14 protein-coding genes are annotated in these 18,026 nt (G+C 72.4%); 7 read left to right on the forward strand and 7 right to left on the reverse strand.

Annotation, left to right across the window (positions count from 1 at the left end; genetic code table 11):
• Positions 1–56 precede the first annotated feature (56 nt).
• Both AB0J02_RS09975 and AB0J02_RS09980 read left to right on the forward strand, forming a co-directional pair.
• On the forward strand, positions 57–2,261 hold the full coding sequence (locus AB0J02_RS09975; protein ID WP_363193104.1) for a glycosyltransferase family 39 protein: 2,205 nt from the start codon (positions 57–59) through the stop codon (positions 2,259–2,261).
• A 158-nt stretch (positions 2,262–2,419) separates the two neighbouring features.
• On the forward strand, positions 2,420–3,214 hold the full coding sequence (locus AB0J02_RS09980) for an endonuclease (RefSeq protein ID WP_363193105.1): 795 nt from the start codon (positions 2,420–2,422) through the stop codon (positions 3,212–3,214).
• 4 nt (positions 3,215–3,218) lie between these two features.
• Here the strand turns inward: AB0J02_RS09980 and AB0J02_RS09985 are convergent, their stop codons facing one another.
• From AB0J02_RS09985 to AB0J02_RS09995, 3 genes are read right to left on the reverse strand one after another with little or no spacing between them, the layout of a single operon-like run.
• Entirely contained in the window at positions 3,219–4,898 is a 1,680-nt protein-coding gene (locus tag AB0J02_RS09985) for a thiamine pyrophosphate-binding protein (protein ID WP_363193106.1), read from the reverse strand.
• 21 nt (positions 4,899–4,919) lie between these two features.
• Complete coding sequence (gene speB, locus AB0J02_RS09990; protein ID WP_363193107.1) at positions 4,920–5,897, reverse strand: agmatinase; 978 nt, start codon at positions 5,895–5,897, stop codon at positions 4,920–4,922.
• Positions 5,898–5,942: 45 nt separating this feature from the next.
• Positions 5,943–6,767: a nitrilase-related carbon-nitrogen hydrolase gene (locus tag AB0J02_RS09995; RefSeq protein WP_363193108.1), complete on the reverse strand. Its 825-nt coding sequence runs from the start codon at positions 6,765–6,767 to the stop codon at positions 5,943–5,945.
• Between the two features lie 162 nt (positions 6,768–6,929).
• Here AB0J02_RS09995 and AB0J02_RS10000 point away from each other — a divergent pair, with 162 nt between their 5' ends.
• Both AB0J02_RS10000 and AB0J02_RS10005 read left to right on the forward strand, forming a co-directional pair.
• Positions 6,930–8,417 carry a PucR family transcriptional regulator gene (locus AB0J02_RS10000; protein ID WP_363193109.1) on the forward strand — a complete coding sequence of 496 codons (1,488 nt, stop codon included), beginning with the start codon at positions 6,930–6,932 and terminating at the stop codon, positions 8,415–8,417.
• Between the two features lie 70 nt (positions 8,418–8,487).
• The gene (locus AB0J02_RS10005) at positions 8,488–9,291 is read left to right on the forward strand and encodes a phosphatase (protein WP_363193110.1); all 804 of its coding nucleotides are present in this window, start codon (positions 8,488–8,490) and stop codon (positions 9,289–9,291) included.
• A gap of 183 nt (positions 9,292–9,474) precedes the next feature.
• Here the strand turns inward: AB0J02_RS10005 and AB0J02_RS10010 are convergent, their stop codons facing one another.
• From AB0J02_RS10010 to AB0J02_RS10025, 4 genes are all read right to left on the reverse strand, one after another.
• A complete protein-coding gene (locus tag AB0J02_RS10010; RefSeq protein ID WP_363193111.1) occupies positions 9,475–10,458 on the reverse strand; it encodes a cation diffusion facilitator family transporter in 984 nt (327 codons plus the stop codon).
• 20 nt (positions 10,459–10,478) lie between these two features.
• Complete coding sequence (locus AB0J02_RS10015) at positions 10,479–11,366, reverse strand: acyl-CoA thioesterase II (RefSeq protein WP_363193112.1); 888 nt, start codon at positions 11,364–11,366, stop codon at positions 10,479–10,481.
• A 70-nt stretch (positions 11,367–11,436) separates the two neighbouring features.
• Positions 11,437–12,594, reverse strand: a complete 1,158-nt coding sequence (locus AB0J02_RS10020) for an acyl-CoA dehydrogenase family protein (protein ID WP_363193113.1) — start codon at positions 12,592–12,594, stop codon at positions 11,437–11,439.
• 132 nt (positions 12,595–12,726) lie between these two features.
• Positions 12,727–13,317 (reverse strand): TetR/AcrR family transcriptional regulator, encoded by a 591-nt coding sequence (locus AB0J02_RS10025; protein ID WP_363193114.1) that lies wholly within the window; start codon positions 13,315–13,317, stop codon positions 12,727–12,729.
• Positions 13,318–13,424: 107 nt separating this feature from the next.
• On the opposite strand from AB0J02_RS10025, the gene AB0J02_RS10030 reads away from it, so the two are divergent.
• Genes AB0J02_RS10030 through AB0J02_RS10040 form a run of 3 tightly spaced genes read left to right on the forward strand, consistent with a single transcriptional unit; the run spans position 13,425 to position 18,024 of the window.
• A complete protein-coding gene (locus tag AB0J02_RS10030; RefSeq protein ID WP_363193115.1) occupies positions 13,425–15,047 on the forward strand; it encodes a carboxyl transferase domain-containing protein in 1,623 nt (540 codons plus the stop codon).
• A gap of 23 nt (positions 15,048–15,070) precedes the next feature.
• Positions 15,071–17,086, forward strand: a complete 2,016-nt coding sequence (locus AB0J02_RS10035; RefSeq protein WP_363193116.1) for a biotin carboxylase N-terminal domain-containing protein — start codon at positions 15,071–15,073, stop codon at positions 17,084–17,086.
• Complete coding sequence (locus AB0J02_RS10040; RefSeq protein WP_363193117.1) at positions 17,083–18,024, forward strand: hydroxymethylglutaryl-CoA lyase; 942 nt, start codon at positions 17,083–17,085, stop codon at positions 18,022–18,024. The genes AB0J02_RS10035 and AB0J02_RS10040 overlap by 4 nt, the downstream gene beginning before the upstream one ends.
• Positions 18,025–18,026: the final 2 nt, after the last annotated feature.

The following is an 18,026-nucleotide window of genomic DNA, read 5'->3' on the forward strand; positions in this document are numbered from 1 at the left end:
GCTGACACCCAGGCTCGCCACAGCCCGCGCCCACCCGGCCCCGGCAGGGTGCACTGGTGACCTCCGCGACCGAACCGCTCCCCCACGCCCCCGCCCCGCCGCCGCCCGCGGCCGCGCCCACGGCGCACCGCGCGCCACGCTGGTCGCTGCCCGCTCTCCTTGCGATCCTCGTGCTGGCCGGGGTTCTGTACTCCTGGAACCTCTCCTCCTCCAGCCTGAACAGCTTCTACAGCGCGTCCGTGCTCAGCGGCACCGAGAGCTGGAAGGCCTGGTTCTTCGGCTCGCTGGACGCGGGCAACTTCATCACCGTCGACAAGCCGCCCTTCGTCCTGATGGTGATGGGCCTGTCCTGCCGGATCTTCGGCTTCGGCACCTGGCAGATGATGCTGCCGCTGATCGCGGCCGCGCTCGGCACGATCTGGATCCTGCACTCCTCCGTGAAGCGGGTCTGGGGCCACGGCGCGGCGACGGTCGCCGCGCTCGTCCTCGCGCTCACCCCGATCACGGTCGCCATCAACCGCGACAACAACCCGGACAGCCTGCTCGTCCTGCTGATGGTCGGGGGCGCGGCGCTGGCCCTGCGGTCCGTCCACAACGGCAGGCTGCTGCCGCTCGTCGGCTCGGCGGTCCTGTTCGGGCTGGCCTTCAACACCAAGATGCTGCAGGGCTACATCGCGCTGCCCGCCGTCTTCGCCGTGTATCTGTACGCGGCCCGGGGCGGCCTGTGGCAACGGGTGCGCAACCTGCTGATCTCGGCCGTCGCCCTGGCGGTCGCGAGCTTCTGGTGGCCGGTGGCCGTGTCGTTCGTGCCCGCGTCCGAGCGGCCGTACATCGGCGGCTCCACGGACGGCACCGCCTGGGACCTGATCATGGGCTACAACGGTCTCGGCCGGGTCCTCGGCGGCGAGGGCAACGGCGGTGGCGGAGGCGGCGGAGGCGGCGGCTTCTCCGGGACCGCGGGCCTCGGCCGCATGTTCAACGAAACCCTCGGCGGCCAGATCTCCTGGCTGCTGCCCTTCGCGGGCATCGCGCTCGTCGGCGGTCTCGTGCTGCGCGGCCGCGCCCCGCGCACCGACCTGACCCGGGCCGCGCTCATCCTCTGGGGCGGCTGGACAGTCCTGCACTACCTGACGTTCAGCATGGCCGAGGGCACCATGCACCCGTACTACACGACCGCGCTCGCCCCCGGCATCGCGGCGCTGTGCGGTGGCGGCGGCCTGATGCTGCTGCGCGCCTTCCGCGCCGACAAGCGGTGGGCGTGGGTGCTGCCGGTCGCGCTCGGCGTCACCGGGATCTGGGCGGTCGTGCTGCTGCGCCGCGCCTCCGGCTGGAACAGCTGGCTGTGGCCGGTGATCGCCCTCGTCATGGCGCTCGCCATCGCGGGCCTGCTCCTCTTCCGCCACCACTCCGTCGCCGGACGCCGGGCGAAGCTGCTCGCCGCGTCCCTCGCGGCGGCCGTGGTGGCCTCGGTCGCGGGCCCGGCGGCGTACGCCTGGTCGGTACCGGCCGCCTCCGGCGGCGCGGGCGGCATGGGCGGCACGAACCCGACGGCCGGGCCCTCGACGGGCGGCGGCATGGGCGGCCCCGGCGGTGGCGGCGGCGGCCGTGGCGGATTCCCGGGCGGCGGTGAGATGCCGGGCGGCCGACAGCAGGACGGTGGCTCCCAGCAGGGCGGTGAGATGCCGGGCGGGGGCGAGATGCCGGGCGGAGAGTCCGGTGGCTTCCCCGGCGGGGGCGAGATGCCCGGCGGCGGCGACATGGGCACGCCCCCCGGTGGCTCCGGCAGCAGCTCCGGCTCCGAGGGCGGCGGTATGCGCGCCGGCGGCATGGGCGCCATGGGCGGCGGCACCGACAGCGAGCTGACCACATACCTGGAGAAGCATCGCGATGGCGCCAAGTGGCTGGTGGCGGTGTCGAGTTCGCAGACCGCGGCCTCGATGATCGTCGCCACGAAGCAGCCGGTCATCTCCATGTGGGGCTGGTCCGGCACCGACAAGGCGATGACCCTGGCCAAGCTCAAGGAGCTGGTGAAGAAGGGCGAACTGCACTACATCCAGCTCGGCGGCGGCATGGGCGGCGGCATGGGCGGCTCGAACGGTGACAGCGCCAGTTCCGAGGTCACCGCGTGGGTGAAGAAACACGGCACGGCGGTGAAGTCGAGCGAGTACAGCAAGTCGACGTCGTCCGACGACGACAGCGACTCGGCCGACACGAACGACTCCTCGTCGCTGTACCGCCTGGACGCGTCCGACCTGAAGTAGCCGATATCCACCAACACAGCCCCACCGAACGGCCCCTGACACTACGTCAGGGGCCGTTCCGACACACAATCGACTCCTGGCATTCACCCAATCTCTACGTGTCCATGCCACGCTCCGGTCTACCCAGTCAACCCGCGTAGAACGGACGGACACCCCCCATGCCCGGAACGCGCATACGCACCCTCGCCCTCACGGCCGCGGGCCTGCTCGCCGCCGTCACCCTCCCCACGGCCACCGCGAGCCCGGCCTCCGCGACCACCACCGCGTACGACTCCACGTACTACAAGAACGCGATCGGCAAGACCGGCGCGAGCCTCAAGTCCTCGCTGCACACGATCATCAGCAGCCAGACCAAGATCTCGTACTCCGCGGTCTGGAACGCCCTGATGGCCACCGACCAGGACCCGAACAACAGCAACAACGTGATCCTGCTGTACAGCGGTGTCTCCCGAGCCAAGTCCCTCAACGGCGGCGACGTCGGCGACTGGAACCGCGAGCACACCTGGGCCAAGTCCCACGGCGACTTCGGCGAGACGACCGGTCCCGGCACCGACCTGCACCACCTGCGCCCCGCGGACGTCCAGGTCAACAGCATCCGCGGCAACAAGGACTTCGACAACGGCGGCAGCACTGTCGCGAACGGCGGCGGCAGCCTCACCGACTCCGACTCCTTCGAGCCCCGCGACGCGGACAAGGGCGACGTGGCCCGCATGATCCTCTACATGGCCGTGCGCTACGACGGCGGCGACGGCTTCGCCGACCTGGAGCCCAACGAGAAGGTCAACAACGGCAGCGCCGCCTACATCGGCAAGCTCTCCGTCCTCAAGCAGTGGAGCGACGAGGACCCGCCGAGCGCCTTCGAGGAGAAGCGCAACCAGGTCATCTACGACACCTACCAGCACAACCGCAACCCGTTCATCGACCACCCGGAGTGGGTCGAGTCGATCTGGTAGACGCTCAGGCCGTGCGCTGGCTCGGCTTGAACATCCGCAGCAGCGCCGGGAGTACGACCACCCGCGGCCCGGGGGCGGCCAGCGCCGTCGCCAGGTCGTCCCGCAGCGCCTCCGGTGACGTCCGCACCGCGGGCACTCCGAACGACTCGGCGAGGGCCACGAAGTCCGGCCGGGTCAGTTCGGTGCCCTCGGTCTCGCCGAAGGCGTCGGTCATGTACTCGCGCAGGATGCCGTAGCCGCCGTCGTCGACGATCAGCCAGGTCACGTTCAGCGATTCCTGCTTTGCCGTGGCGAGTTCGGCGATCGAGTACAGGGCGCCGCCGTCGCCGGAGACCGCGAGCACGGGGGTCGTCGGGTCCGCCGCGGCGGCGCCGAGCGCGGCCGGATAGGCGTAGCCGAGGCCGCCCGCTCCCTGCGCCGAGTGCAGCGGCCCCGGCCAGGCCGACCAGGCCCAGTAGGCCAGGATCGTCATGTCCCAGAAGGACGGGGACTTGCGGGGCAGCGCGTCGCGGACCGCCGCCAACACCCGCTTTTCCAGGGCGAGTTCCTGGCCGTCGATACGTTGTCGTACGCCGGTCAGGACATCGGCGACACGGCCCGCGGCCTTCTCGTCCGTGCGCTCCTCGACCGTCTCCAGGAGTGCCTGGAGCGCGAGGCGGGCGTCGGCGTGGATGCCGAGGGCGGGGTGGTTGGACTCCAACTTGCCCGCGTCGGCCTCGACTTGGATGACCCGGCCGCGCGGCGCGAACGTGTGGTAGTTCGAGGACATCTCCCCGAGCCCGGAGCCGACCACCAGCAGGACGTCCGCGTCCTCCAGGAACGTGGTCGTGTGCCGGTCCTCCAGCCAGGACTGGAGGGAGAGCGGGTGCTCCCACGGGAATGCGCCCTTGCCGCCGACCGTGCACACCACCGGCGCGTCGATCCGTTCGGCAAGGGCACGCAGCTTCCCGGCCGCGTCGGCGCGTACGACACCGCCGCCCGCGATGATCACCGGGCGTTCGGCCTTCGCGAGCAGGTCGGCGGCGATCGCGGTGAGCTCGGGGAGCGGCGCCAGTTCGTGCGGCATCGCGTCCGCCGCCGTCACCACGGGCAGCCGCGCCGGGGCGAGCAGCACGTCCTGCGGGATCTCCACGTACACCGGGCCGTGCGGCACGCTCAGCGCCGACTCCCAGGCCGCCGCGATCGCCGACGGGATCTGGGACTGGGTGCGGACCGTGTGGACCGACTTGACGACGTCCCTGAACACGGCTTTCTGGTCCGGGAGTTCGTGCAGGTAGCCGCGGCGGCCGCCGCCGAGCCCGGCGACCGGGACCTGGCTGGACACCACGAGCACGGGCGCCGAGGCCGCCGCCGCCTCCTGGAGCGCGGGCAGCGTCATCAGGGCGCCGGGCCCCGTCGAGACGAACAGCGGGGCGACCTCGCCGCTGACCCGCCCGTACGCGTCCGCCGCGAACCCCGCGTTCTGCTCCGTGCGCAGCCCCACGTACCGGAGCAGGTCGCTGCGGCGCAGCGCGTCGAAGAGACCGAGGGCGTGCTGGCCCGGCAGGCCGAAGACGGTGGACGCGCCGAGCCCCGCGAGCGCCTCCACGACGAGGTCGCCGCCCGTGCGCCCCGGCGGCGGGTTGAGCGCCGCCTCGGTCTGGCGGTCCGTGGGGCGCAGGACGAGGTCGTGGTCGTGGGTCATCGGGCGTCTCTCCTCGAAGGTTCAGGAGGCCGTACGGGACTCCGCGATCTGCCGGGACATGATCGTCGTCAGCTCGTACGCGGTGTGCGAGGCGGCGACGGCGGTGATCTCCGCGTGATCGTACGCGGGGGCCACCTCGACCACGTCGGCCGAGACCAGGTTGCAGGAGGCCAGGCCGCGCAGGATCTCCAGGAGCTCCCGGGAGGTCATGCCGCCCGCCTCGGGCGTGCCCGTGCCGGGGGCGTGGGCAGGGTCGAGGCAGTCGATGTCGATGGAGATGTACAGCGGGCGGTCGCCGATGCGCTGGCGCAGCTGGTCGGCGACCTCGTCGGCGCCGCGGCGGTAGATGTCCGCCGAGGTGACGATGCCGAAGCCCATCTTCTCGTCGTCGGTGAGGTCCTGCTTGCCGTAGAGCGGGCCTCGCGTGCCGACGTGGGAGAGGGCGGAGGTGTCGAGGATGCCCTCCTCGACGGCGCGGCGGAACGGGGTGCCGTGCGTGTACTCGGCGCCGAAGTACGTGTCCCAGGTGTCCAGGTGCGCGTCGAAGTGGAGCAGGGCGACCGGGCCGTGCTTCTTTGCGACGGAACGCAGCAGCGGCAGCGCGATGGTGTGGTCGCCGCCGAGCGTCATCATGCGGGCGCCGGAGGAGAGCAGGTCGTCGGCCGCGGCCTCGATGGTCTCGACGGCCTCGTTGATGTTGAACGGGTTCGCCGCGATGTCGCCCGCGTCGGCGACCTGGGCGAGCGCGAAGGGGGACGCGTCCTGCGCCGGGTTGTAGGGGCGCAGCAGGCGGGAGGCCTCGCGGATGGCGTTGCCGCCGAAGCGGGCGCCGGGGCGGTAGGAGACGCCGGTGTCGAAGGGCACGCCGACCACGGCCACGTCCGCGCTGCCGACCTCGTCCAGGCGCGGCAGCCGGGCGAAGGTCGCGGGGCCCGCGTAGCGCGGGACGCGGGAGGAGTCGGTCGGGCCGACCGGGGTGCGCTGCTGCTCGCTGGCCATGGGGTGCCTTTCAGGAACGTACGGGAGAGGGGGGCGCGGCGACCGTCAGTCGCCGTACAGCTCGGGGCGCCGGTCCCCGAAGACGTCGTTGTGGTCGCCGAGCCGCTTGTCGCGGGCGCTCGCGAGGTCGCAGGGGGCGAGCAGCAGGGCCGGGCCCTCGGTCGGGGTGTGCCCGGCGAGAGGGAAGCCGTCCGGGTCGACGATGACCGAGCCGCCGGTCCAGGTGACGCCGCGCTCGTCGCCGGCCCGGTCGCAGGCCGCGATGTACATCCGGTTGACGGCGGCGTCGGCCTGGACGCGGACGACCTCGCCGGGGCGTTCGCCGTCCGGGCGGGGGAAGAGCGGCCAGTTGACGGGGGCGCACAGCAGCTCGGTGCCGGCCAGGGCGGCGAGCCGGACCCATTCGGGGAACTCGGCGTCGTAGCAGACCATGACGCCGATCCGGCCGACGCCCTCGATCTCGACGACGGGCGGCGCAGCGTCGCCGGGTACGAAGAAGTCCTTCTCCGTGCCGAAGAGGTGGACCTTGCGGTAGACGGCGCGGACGGTGCCGGTCGGGTCGATCAGCACCGCCGAGTTCCGCACCCGCCCCTCGTCGTCCAGCTCGGCGAGGCCCGCCACCAGCGTCACGCCGTGCCGACGCGCGGCCGCGGACCAGGCGGTGACGGTCGGCCCGGTCACCGGCTCGGCGAGGGCGCGGGCCTCGGCGGCGTCCGCGAACACGTAGCCGCTGTTGGCGAGCTCGGGCAGCACGACGACGCGCGCCCCGGCGTCCGCGGCGGCGGCGATGGCCTCCTCCGCGGCGGCGAGGTTCTCGGCTACGTCTCCCACCCCGAGGGCGAGCTGCGCACAGGCAACGGTCGTCGTCACGCTTCAGCACCTTCCGGTCCGGCCTCGGACGTCATTTCGTACGTGATCCAGGATGCAGCTGGAACCTAACCGCGGGCGAGCGGACCCTTCGATCGCCCTGAGGGCGAATCCCTCCAGCCACCATGGACATCACGTACACACTCCGTCGGCGACACTGGTCGCATGGCGCTGCTCCTCTCCGACCTGGTCGACCGCCCCGAACTGCATCTCTGCGTCGCCGCGTGCCCCGAGCACCTCGACCGTCCGGTGCTCGCCGCGCACGTCTCGGAGCTGGTGCGCCCCGGCGCCTGGCTGCAGGGCGGCGAGCTCCTCATGACGATCGGGCTGCTGCTGCCGATGGACGTCACCGCCTGTCGCGCCTACGTCGACGACGTCACCGCCGCCGGGGCCCACGCGCTCGCGCTGGGGCTCGGCCACGACCTGCCGCACCAGGAGGCGCCCGGGCCGCTGGTGACGGCGGCGCGGGAGGCGGGCCTGCCGCTGCTGACGGTCGGCGAGGACGTGCCGTTCATCGCGGTGACCAAAGCGGTGTTCGCGGCCCAGGCCGCCGAGCAGCGGGCCGCCGTGGAGCGCGCCTTCGAGACGCAGCGGCGGCTGACGGCCGCGGCCGCGGCGGGCGGCGGCCTGACCCCGACCCTGGACGCGTGGACGTCGGCCACCGGGGTCCGCGCCCAGGTCACCGACCCGCTGGGCCGGACCGTCGCCGCGGGCTCGGAAGGACCGCCCGAACCGGACGCGGCCGGCGCCGAGCTGCTGCGGCGGGTCGCGTCGGGCGGGCTGCGCTCCAGCGCCGTCGCGCCGGGCCTGGAGGTGCAGCCGCTGGGCGCCCGCCGGCTGCGAGGCATGTTGGTCCTCGCGGGCGACCCGGGCCCGGACGCCCGCCTGCTGATCTCGGGACTGGTCTCGCTGCTCTCCCTGGAACTGGAGCGCCGCCACCTCGCCGACGAGCCGGAGCGCCGCCGCAGGGCCGGGCTCCTGGGCCGCCTCCTCGACGCGTCCATCACCGCGGAGCAGGCCGCCGACGTGCTGGCCGGGGCTGGGCTCGCAGCGGACGCGGTGCGCGGCGTCGTGGTGGCGGCGGCGGACGACGAGGCGGCCCGCGAGATCGCCGCGGACCTGGCGCTCGCGGTGCCGGGCGGGCTGACCCGGACCCGCGGCGCGCTCGTCGAGGCGGTGGTCGGCGAGGGCCTCGACCCGGACGCGGTCCTCGCCCACTTCGCCCCCGGCCGTCCGGCGGGCATCGGCTCACCGGTACCGCCCGGCGCGGCCCGCACCTCGCTCAGGGAGGCGGGCGGCCTGCTCGAACTCAGCCGCACCGCCGGCCATCCGGTCCGCGCCCGCCACGACCACTCCAGCGCGCTCCTGCTCGACCTCGGCGACCGCACCGCGCTCACGGGGTACGCGGACGCGCTCCTCGGCTCCCTCGACACGGCGGACCCCACCGGCGCGCTCTCCCTGACCCTGGCCACCTGGCTGGACAGCGGCAGCTCCTGGGACGAGACGGCCCGCCGCCTCGGCCTGCACCGGCACACCGTCCGCAACCGCCTCGACAAGGTCGCCCGGCTCACCGGCCGCCGCCTCGACGACGGCGACGACCGCTTCGACCTGTGGCTCGCGCTCCGGGCCCGGCGGGCGGCACGGCGGGGCTGACCGGTCCACACTTCGGTCCACCTTGCGGAACCGATCAACGCCGCACAGCGGCGCTGGGCACAATGGACCCATGCCGATACCCGGGATCCCCAGCGACAGTCCGACCCGTGCCGCCCTGACCGAGCACCTCGTCCGCACCCGCATCGCGGGCGATGTGGCCACCCCTCGCGAGAACAACCTCTCCCACTACCGCAAGCTCGCGAACGGCGACCGGCACTACTGGCTGGGCCTGGAACTCGGCGACCGCTGGACCGACGAGCAGGACGTGCTCGCCGTGATGGCCGAGCGCTGCGGCGTCGTCGACGACCCGGAGCACCGGTACGGCCAGGACACCATCGACCCGGAGCTGACGGTCGACGCCCTGGAGCGGATGGCGGCCCGGCTGAGCAAGGCGGCCGAGGACCGGCAGCGCGTCCTGATGGCCACCGGTCACCCCGGCGGCCTGCTCGACGTGCACCGCGCGACGGCGACGGCGCTGCGCGCCGCGGGCTGCGAGATCGTGGTGATCCCCGAGGGTCTGGCCACCGAGGAGGGCATGGTCTTCCAGTTCGCCGACGTGGCGATGCTGGAGCGCGGCGCGACGCTGTGGCACACGCACTCCCCCGACCCGATGACGGCGATCCTCGACGGCCTGGAGCGCGCCGGGCGCCCGCTGCCCGACCTGATCGTCGCCGACCACGGGTGGGCGGGCTGCGCGGCCCAGCGCGGCCTCGACTCCGTCGGTTACGCGGACTCCAACGACCCGGCGCTGTTCCTCGGCGAGGCCGAGGGCACGATGCAGGTCACGGTTCCCCTGGACGACCATGTGACGAGCCCGCGGCACTATGACCCGATGACGGCGTATCTGTTGAACGCGGCGGGGTTGCTGGACTAGCTCGCCGATTCGCCGCTGCCCCCATCCTGAGATGGCGCACGAAGTGCGCATCTCGGGGGCGCGGGGAACTGCGCGACCGGCCACGACGGCGCGGCACCCGGGAACGCGTCATCAGGTCCTACGGCACCGAGGCCTCGGGGCTCCGCCCCGGACCCCGCTCCTCAATCGCCGGAGGGGCTTGATTCACCACGGGCTCAACCCCTCCTCGCGGCGCTGGGCGAACCCGGGGGTGGGGTCCAGGTACACCCTGCGCACCGCGGGAAACCGCTCCTGCAACCGCCGCGCCGCGTCCTCACAGGCCCACTCGATCTGCGCGGCGGTGGACGCGTCCCGGAAGTCCACCTTGGCCGCGACGAGCGCCTCGCGGGGCCCCTGTACGAGCGTGGTGAGTTCGAGCACGGCCTCGACGTGCTCACCGGCGAGCAGGATGGCCCGGATCTCCGCCCGGACGGGCTGCGGCAGCGGCCGCCCCACGAGCAGCTGCGCGTTGGAGCGGCCCAGTACCCACGCGACCCAGAGCAGCAGCGCGCCGATGCACAGCGAGGCGATGCCGTCCCACACCCCGGACCCGGTGAGCTGCCCGCCGAGCAGCCCGCCCGCGGCGAGCAGGAGTCCGACGAGCGCGGCGCTGTCCTCCAGGACGACGGCTTTCACGGCGGTGTCGGGCGTGTGCCTGAGGTACGTACGGAAGGGCGCCCGGAACCGGGCGGCCTCGCCCCGCGCCTGCTTGACGGCGGTGCGCAGCGAGAACCCCTCCAGGAGGGCGGCGATCGCGAGGACGATGTACGACACCAGGGGGTTGCCCAGGTCCTCGCCCGCGATCAGCGTGTGGATGCCGTCGTACAGGGAGAAGACGGCGCCGCCGACGAACGTGGCGACGGCGGCGAGCAGCGCCCATACGTAGCGCTCGCCCCCGTAGCCGAGCGGATGCTCCTCGTCGGCGGGCTTCCCGCTGCGCTTCAGGGCGGTGAGGAGCAGCAGTTCGGTGATGGTGTCGGCGAAGGAGTGCGCGGCCTCGGAGAGCATCGCGCTGGAGCCGCTGATGACACCGGCGACCGCTTTGGCGAGCGCGATCCCCAGGTTCGCCACGGCGGCGACGATCACGGTGAAGACGCTCTCCCCGCCCGCCTCTTCCTCTGGACCCGCACCCTCATCCCGTACACCCATGTACGGGACGCTATGTCCGATCAGCGCGGAACGCGAACGACGCCTTCCTGGATGACGGTGATCGCGAGCTGTCCGTCCCGGGTGTAGATGCGGGCCTGGCCGAGCCCGCGGCCGCCGGACGCGGACGGCGACTCCTGGTCGTACAGCAGCCATTCGTCGGCGCGGAACGGCCGGTGGAACCACATGGCGTGGTCGAGCGAGGCACCCACCACGTCGCCGACGGCCCAGCCGCCGCGCCCGTGCGCGAGCAGCACGGAGTCGAGGAGGGTCATGTCGGAGACGTACGTGGCCAGGCAGACGTGCAGGAGGTGCTCAGCGCCGTCGGTGGGGCCGTCGAGCTTGCCGTTCGTGCGGAACCAGACCTGGGAGCGCGGCGGCTGCGGCTCGCCCACGAAGGCGAACGGCGGCGCGTCCACATAGCGCAGGTCGACGGCCTCGCGCGCTTCCAGGAGGCGGTCGACGACACCGGGGTCGACGAACGCGCCGGCGTAACGCGGCAGCATCTCGGCCGCGGTCGGCAGGGTCTCCGGGTCGGGCGCGTCCGGCATCGGGGCCTGGTGGTCGAGCCCGTCCTCGTACGTCTGGAAGGACGCGGAGAGGTGGAAGATCGGCTGCCCGTGCTGGATCGCGACGACGCGGCGCGTGGTGAAGGAGCGGCCGTCGCGGATCCGGTCGACGGTGTAGACGATGGGCGCGCCCGGGTCGCCCGCGACGAGGAAGTACGCGTGCAGGGAGTGGGCGAACCGGTCCGCCGGGACCGTGCGTCCGGCGGCGACGAGGGCCTGTGCGGCCACCTGTCCGCCGAAGACGCGCGGGACCACGGCGGACCGGGACTGGCCACGGAAGACGTCCTGCTCGATCCGCTCCAGGTCGAGCAGATCGAGCAAGGACTCAAGTGCCTGATTCATATCGCCAGTTGTACTTAATGTGCTGGTCGGGCGGGTTACAGGCCCGTGTTCTTCTTACGGGCCCGCGTTCCTACAGGCCCATGTTCTTCGCGATGATCATCTTCATGACCTCGCTGGTGCCGCCGTAGATGCGGTTGACCCGGTTGTCCGCGTAGAGGCGGGCGATCGGGTACTCGTTCATGAAGCCGTAGCCGCCGTGCAGCTGGAGGCAGCGGTCGATGACGCGGTGGGCGACCTCGGTGCAGAACAGCTTCGCGGACGCGGCCTCGGCGGCGGTCAGCTCACCGGCGTCGAGCGCCTCCAGGGCGCGGTCGGCGACGGCCTCGGCCGCGTCCACCTCGGCCTGGCAGGCGGCCAGCTCGAACTTGGTGTTCTGGAAGGACGCGACCGGCTTGCCGAAGACGGTGCGCTCCTGGACGTACTCCTTGGCGAACCGGACGGCGGCCTTGGCCTGCGCGTACGCGCCGTAGGCGATGCCCCAGCGCTCGGAGGCGAGGTTCGTGCCGAGGTAGCCGAAGCCCTTGTTCTCCTCGCCGAGGAGGTCCTCGACGGGCACCTTCACGTCGACGAACGCCAGCTCGGCGGTGTCGGACGTGCGCAGGCCGAGCTTGTCGAGCTTGCGGCCGATGGAGTAGCCCTCGGACTTGGTGTCGACGGCGAAGAGGGAGATGCCGAAGCGGCGGTCCTCGGCGCTCGGCGCGGAGGTGCGGGCGCAGACGATGACGCGGTCGGCGTGGACGCCGCCGGTGATGAACGTCTTGGAGCCGTTGAGCACGTAGTGCGTGCCGTCGTCGGAGAGCTTGGCGGTGGTCTTCATGCCCGCGACGTCGGAGCCGGTGCCCGGCTCGGTCATCGCCAGGGCCCACATCTCCTCGCCGGAGACGAAGTTCGGCAGGTAGCGCTTCTTCTGCTCGTCGGTGGCGAGCATCTTGATGTACGGCAGGGCGAGCAGCACGTGCACGCCGGAGCCGCCGAAGGAGACGCCGGCGCGGGCGGTCTCCTCGTACTGGATGGCCTCGAACTTGTGGGTGTCCAGGCCGGCGCCGTCGTAGTCCTCGGGCACGTTGATGCCGAACAGGCCGAGCTCCGCCATCTTGGCGTACAGCTCGCGCGGCACGATGCCCTGCTGGAACCACTCGTCGTAGTGCGGGACGACCTCGGCCTCGATGAAGGCGCGCAGGGTCTCCCGGAACGCCTCGTGGTCCTCATTGAAAACGGTACGGCGCACGGAGAACTCTCCCTCTACGACGGTCTCTACGGCGGTTGCACTACAGGGCATACACGACTAAGCGCTTGCTCAGAGTCACGTTACCCGTCAGTTACGAGAGCGTCCAGAGATGCACGTCACTCGGGGGAGCGGCTATGCGGCGGCTGCCGCGAACGCCCCGCGCGCCAGCTTGTGCAGCATCCCGGCGGTCGTGGTCCGGCCGGGCAGCGAGCTCGGGCGGCTCAGGTGCGGCGTGGAGTTCAGCAGGCCGAAGACCGCGTGCACGGCCACGCGCGCGTGCGGTTCCGCCAGCTCGGGGTAGACCTTGCGCACGGCCTCCACCCACAGCTCCACGTACTGGCGCTGCAGCTGCCGCACCAGCTTGCGGTCGCTGTCGCGCAGCCGGTCCAGCTCCCGGTCGTGCAGTGTGATCAGGTCGCGGTCGTCGAGCGCGAAGTCGATGTGCCCCTCGATGAGCGAGTCGAGCAGCGCCTCGGGCCCCTGCTGCGCCTCCGCGACCCGCCGCTTCCCGCCGGTCAGCAGCTGCCCGCTGATGCCGACGAGCAGCTCGGCGAGCATCGCGTCCTTGCCCGCGAAATGCCGGTACAGGCCGGGTCCGCTGATGCCGACCGCGGCGCCTATCTCATCCACCCCGACACCGTGGAACCCGCGCTCGGCGAAGAGCCGCGCGGCCTCTCTGAGGATCTGCTCACGGCGGGTGGGGGCGTCGGTTCTGGTGGCCATGGAAGCAATTCTAGACAGGGAGGTTAGCGACCGTTAACCTGACGGCAACAGGTTAACGCTCATTAACGTTTTCGGTTGACGCTCATTGCTGGTGAGGAGAGCGCAGGATGCACGAGGCACCGGAGCTGACGAGCGCGGCGGACCCCGCGTCGGAGGCCTGGCGGGCCAATGAGGCGGCCCACCGCGCGCTCGGGGAGGAGCTGCGCGCGAAGCTCGCGGCGGCCCGTCTCGGCGGCGGCGAGAAGGCCAGGGCGCGGCACACCGCGCGCGGCAAGCTGCTGCCGCGCGACCGCGTGGACACGCTGCTCGACCCGGGCTCCCCCTTCCTGGAGCTGGCGCCGCTGGCGGCGGACGGGATGTACGAGGGGCAGGCGCCGGCGGCGGGGGTGATCGCCGGGATCGGCCGGGTCGCGGGCCACGCGTGCGTGATCGTCGCGAACGACGCGACGGTCAAGGGCGGCACGTACTACCCGATGACGGTGAAGAAGCACCTGCGCGCGCAGGAGGTGGCCCTGGAGAACCGGCTGCCGTGCGTCTACTTGGTGGACTCCGGCGGCGCGTTCCTGCCGATGCAGGACGAGGTGTTCCCGGACCGCGAGCACTTCGGGCGGATCTTCTACAACCAGGCGCGGATGTCGGGCGCGGGCATCCCGCAGATCGCGGCGGTGCTCGGCTCGTGCACCGCGGGCGGCGCGTACGTCCCGGCGATGAGCGACGAGGCCGTCATCGTCCGCAATCAGGGCACGATCTTCCTGGGCGGCCCGCCGTTGGTGAAGGCGGCCACCGGTGAGGTGGTGACGGCCGAGGAGCTGGGCGGCGGCGAGGTGCACTCCCGTGTCTCCGGCGTCACGGACCACCTGGCGGAGGACGACGCGCACGCGCTGCGGATCGTCCGGACCATCGTCTCCACGCTGCCGGAGCGCGGGCCGCTGCCGTGGTCGGTGAAGGCGGCCGTGGAGCCGAAGGTCGACCCGGCGGGTCTGTACGGAGCGGTGCCGGTCGACTCGCGGACTCCTTACGACGTACGGGAAGTGATCGCGCGGGTCGTCGACGGCTCGCAATTCGCCGAGTTCAAGGCCGAGTTCGGTCAGACGCTGGTCACCGGATTCGCGCGGATCCACGGGCACCAGGTCGGCATCGTCGCGAACAACGGCATCCTGTTCGCCGAGTCCGCCCAGAAGGGCGCCCACTTCATCGAGCTGTGCGACCAGCGCGGCATCCCGCTGCTGTTCCTGCAGAACATCTCGGGCTTCATGGTGGGCCGGGACTACGAGGCGGGCGGGATCGCCAAGCACGGCGCCAAGATGGTCACCGCGGTGGCCTGCACGCGCGTGCCGAAGCTGACCGTCGTCATCGGCGGCTCGTACGGCGCGGGCAACTACTCGATGTGCGGCCGCGCCTATTCGCCGCGCTTCCTTTGGATGTGGCCCGGCGCCAAGATCTCCGTGATGGGCGGCGAGCAGGCCGCGTCCGTGCTCGCGACCGTCAAGCGCGACCAGCTGGAGGCGCGCGGCGAGTCCTGGCCCGCGGACGACGAGGAGTCCTTCAAGGCGCCGATCCGCGCCCAGTACGAGTCCCAGGGCAACGCCTACTACGCGACGGCCCGCCTCTGGGACGACGGAGTGATCGACCCGATGGAGACCCGTCAGGTCCTGGGCCTCGCCCTGACCGCCTGTGCCCACGCGCCGCTTCCGGAGAAGTCCGGCGGCTTCGGCGTCTTCCGGATGTGACGGCTATGACCAGGAGAACGACGTTGTTCGAGACGGTACTTGTGGCCAACCGTGGCGAGATCGCCGTCCGCGTCATCCGTACGCTGCGGGAGCTCGGCATCCGCTCGGTGGCCGTGTACAGCGACGCCGACGCGGACGCGCGGCACGTGCGCGAGGCCGACGAGGCGGTGCGCATCGGGCCGCCCCCGGCCGCCGAGAGCTATCTGTCCGCGGAGCGCCTGATCGAGGCGGCGACCAGGACGGGCGCCCAGGCCGTGCACCCGGGGTACGGGTTCCTGGCGGAGAACGCCGGGTTCGCGCGCGCCTGTGAGGAAGCGGGCCTCGTCTTCATCGGCCCGTCCGCCGACGCCATCGCGCTGATGGGCGACAAGATCCGCGCCAAGGAGACGGTGGAGGCGGCCGGTGTGCCGGTCGTGCCGGGCGGCCGCGACCCCGAACTGGCCGACGCGGCAAGGGAACTGGGCGCCCCCGTCCTGCTCAAGCCGTCGGCGGGCGGCGGCGGCAAGGGCATGCGCCTGGTCCGCGACCTGACCACCCTCGATGACGAGATCGCCGCCGCGCGGCGCGAGGCACGCGCCTCCTTCGGTGACGACACGCTCCTGGTAGAGCGGTGGATCGACCGGCCCCGGCACATCGAGATCCAGATCCTGGCGGACGCCCACGGGAACGTGGTGCACCTGGGCGAGCGCGAATGCTCCTTGCAGCGCCGCCACCAGAAGATCGTCGAGGAGGCGCCCAGCGTCCTGCTCGACGAGGCCACGCGCGCGGCGATGGGCGCGGCGGCCGTGGAGGCGGCGCGCAGTTGCGGCTACCGGGGTGCGGGCACGGTGGAGTTCATCGTGCCGGGCGGCGACCCGTCGGCGTACTGCTTCATGGAGATGAACACCCGCCTCCAGGTCGAGCACCCGGTGACCGAGCTGGTCACCGGCCTGGATCTGGTGGAGTGGCAGGTCCGGGTCGCGGCGGGCGAGCCGCTCTCCTTCGCCCAGGACGACATCACGCTCACCGGCCACGCGGTGGAGGCCCGGCTGTGCGCCGAGACCGTGTCCGTCAAGGCGGGCTCGCGCGGCTTCCTCCCCTCCGGCGGCACGGTCCTCGCGCTGAGCGAGCCGAACGGCGACGGTGTGCGCACCGACTCGGGGCTCAGCGAGGGCACCGAGGTCTCCTCCCTCTACGACCCGATGCTGGCGAAGGTCATCGCGTACGGCCCCGACCGGGCCACGGCACTGCGCAGGCTGCGGGCCGCGCTGGCCCGGACGGTGACGCTGGGGGTGCCGACGAACGCCGGGTTCCTGCGCCGTCTGCTGGCCCATCCGGACGTCGTGGCCGGCGAGTTCGACACCGGGCTCGTGGAGCGCGCGATGGACGGCCTGGTCGACTCCGAGGTCCCGGCGCCGGTGTACGCGGCGGCGGGCGCGCTGCGCCAGAAGCGGCTCACGCCGCCCCCGGCGGAGGCCTGGACCGACCCGTTCGCCCGCCCCGACGGCTGGCGGCTCGGCGGCGAACCCGCCTGGACCGTGCACCACGTGCGCGTGCCGGGCCACGACCCGGTCGAGGTGCGGGTGCGCGGCGCCGAGATCCTGGTCGACGGTGTCCCGACCGACCCGGCCCGGCTCACGGCCGTCGCGGGTGACTGGCTGGGCCGCGACGGCGACGCCTGGCACGTACAGGACCACGACCCGGTGGCGGCGAGCCTCACCGGCGCCGCGGCCGGCGGCGCGGGCTCACTGACCGCGCCCATGCCCGGCACGGTGACGGTCGTGAAGGTGGCCGTCGGCGACGAAGTGGCCGCGGGCCAGAGCCTGTTGGTGGTGGAGGCGATGAAGATGGAACACGTCATCGCGGCCCCGCACGCGGGCGTGGTCACGGAACTGGACGTGGCGCCCGGGACGACGGTGGCGATGGACCAGGTGCTGGCGGTGGTGGACCCGCTCGGCACCGAGCAAGAGAGCGCCCCGCCAGGGGCGCGAGCAACCACGACCGCGGATCACGCACAAGCAGACCACAACACCCACGGCGCCGAGGGGGCTGCGCGATGACCTCGTCACTCCCCATGGTGGCCCCAGCCGCAAACCTGCCCGACAAAGTCCGGATCCACGAGGTGGGCCCCCGGGACGGCCTCCAGAACGAGAAATCCACGGTCCCCACGGAGGTGAAGGCGGAGTTCATCCACCGCCTCGCCGGAGCCGGCCTCACCACCATCGAGGCAACGAGCTTCGTCCACCCCAAGTGGGTCCCCCAACTGGCGGACGCGGAGACCCTGTTCCCCGCCCTCCAGGACCTGGGACACGTAAATCTGCCGGTACTGGTGCCGAACGAGCGCGGCCTGCAAAGGGCCCTGGCGCTCGGCGCGAGCCGCCTCGCCGTGTTCGCCAGCGCGACCGAGTCCTTCGCGAAGGCCAATCTGAACCGGACGGTGGCCGAGTCGCTCGCCATGTTCGAGCCGGTCGTGGCCCGCGCCAAGGAGAGCGGGGCGCACGTGCGCGGCTACCTCTCGATGTGCTTCGGCGACCCCTGGGAGGGCGCGGTCCCGGTCCCCCAGGTCGTCTCGGCGGCCAAGTCCCTGAGGGACATGGGCTGCGACGAGCTGAGCCTCGGCGACACGATCGGCGTGGCCACCCCCGGCCACGTAGAGACGCTGCTCGCGGAGCTGAACGGGGCGGGCGTGCCGACGGACGTCGTCGGCGTGCACTTCCACGACACGTACGGACAGGCGCTCGCCAACACCCTGGCGGCGCTGCAGCACGGCGTGACGACGGTGGACGCCTCCGCGGGCGGCCTCGGCGGCTGCCCGTACGCGAAGAGCGCCACCGGCAATCTCGCCACCGAAGACCTCGTCTGGATGCTCGACGGACTCGGCATCGAGACCGGGGTCGACCTCGGCCGTCTCAGCGCCACCAGCGCGTGGATGGCAGACCAGTTGGGCCGACCCAGCCCCTCCCGCACCGTCCGCGCCCTGACCCACCAGGAGCAGTGAGT

This window comes from Streptomyces sp. NPDC050264 (assembly GCF_040655895.1).
Lineage (GTDB): Bacteria > Actinomycetota > Actinomycetes > Streptomycetales > Streptomycetaceae > Streptomyces.

Bases quoted from the DNA above. Each gene is read 5' to 3' on its own strand.
- AB0J02_RS10040 (WP_363193117.1), top strand. From the start codon at position 17,083: ATGACCTCGTCACTCCCCATGGTGGCCCCAGCCGCAAACCTGCCCGAC.
- AB0J02_RS10025 (WP_363193114.1), bottom strand. From the start codon at position 13,317: ATGGCCACCAGAACCGACGCCCCCACCCGCCGTGAGCAGATCCTCAGA.
- AB0J02_RS10015 (WP_363193112.1), bottom strand. From the start codon at position 11,366: ATGAATCAGGCACTTGAGTCCTTGCTCGATCTGCTCGACCTGGAGCGG.
- AB0J02_RS10010 (WP_363193111.1), bottom strand. From the start codon at position 10,458: ATGGGTGTACGGGATGAGGGTGCGGGTCCAGAGGAAGAGGCGGGCGGG.
- AB0J02_RS10005 (WP_363193110.1), top strand. From the start codon at position 8,488: ATGCCGATACCCGGGATCCCCAGCGACAGTCCGACCCGTGCCGCCCTG.
- AB0J02_RS10000 (WP_363193109.1), top strand. From the start codon at position 6,930: ATGGCGCTGCTCCTCTCCGACCTGGTCGACCGCCCCGAACTGCATCTC.
- speB (WP_363193107.1), bottom strand. From the start codon at position 5,897: ATGGCCAGCGAGCAGCAGCGCACCCCGGTCGGCCCGACCGACTCCTCC.
- AB0J02_RS09985 (WP_363193106.1), bottom strand. From the start codon at position 4,898: ATGACCCACGACCACGACCTCGTCCTGCGCCCCACGGACCGCCAGACC.
- AB0J02_RS09980 (WP_363193105.1), top strand. From the start codon at position 2,420: ATGCCCGGAACGCGCATACGCACCCTCGCCCTCACGGCCGCGGGCCTG.
- AB0J02_RS10030 (WP_363193115.1), top strand. From the start codon at position 13,425: ATGCACGAGGCACCGGAGCTGACGAGCGCGGCGGACCCCGCGTCGGAG.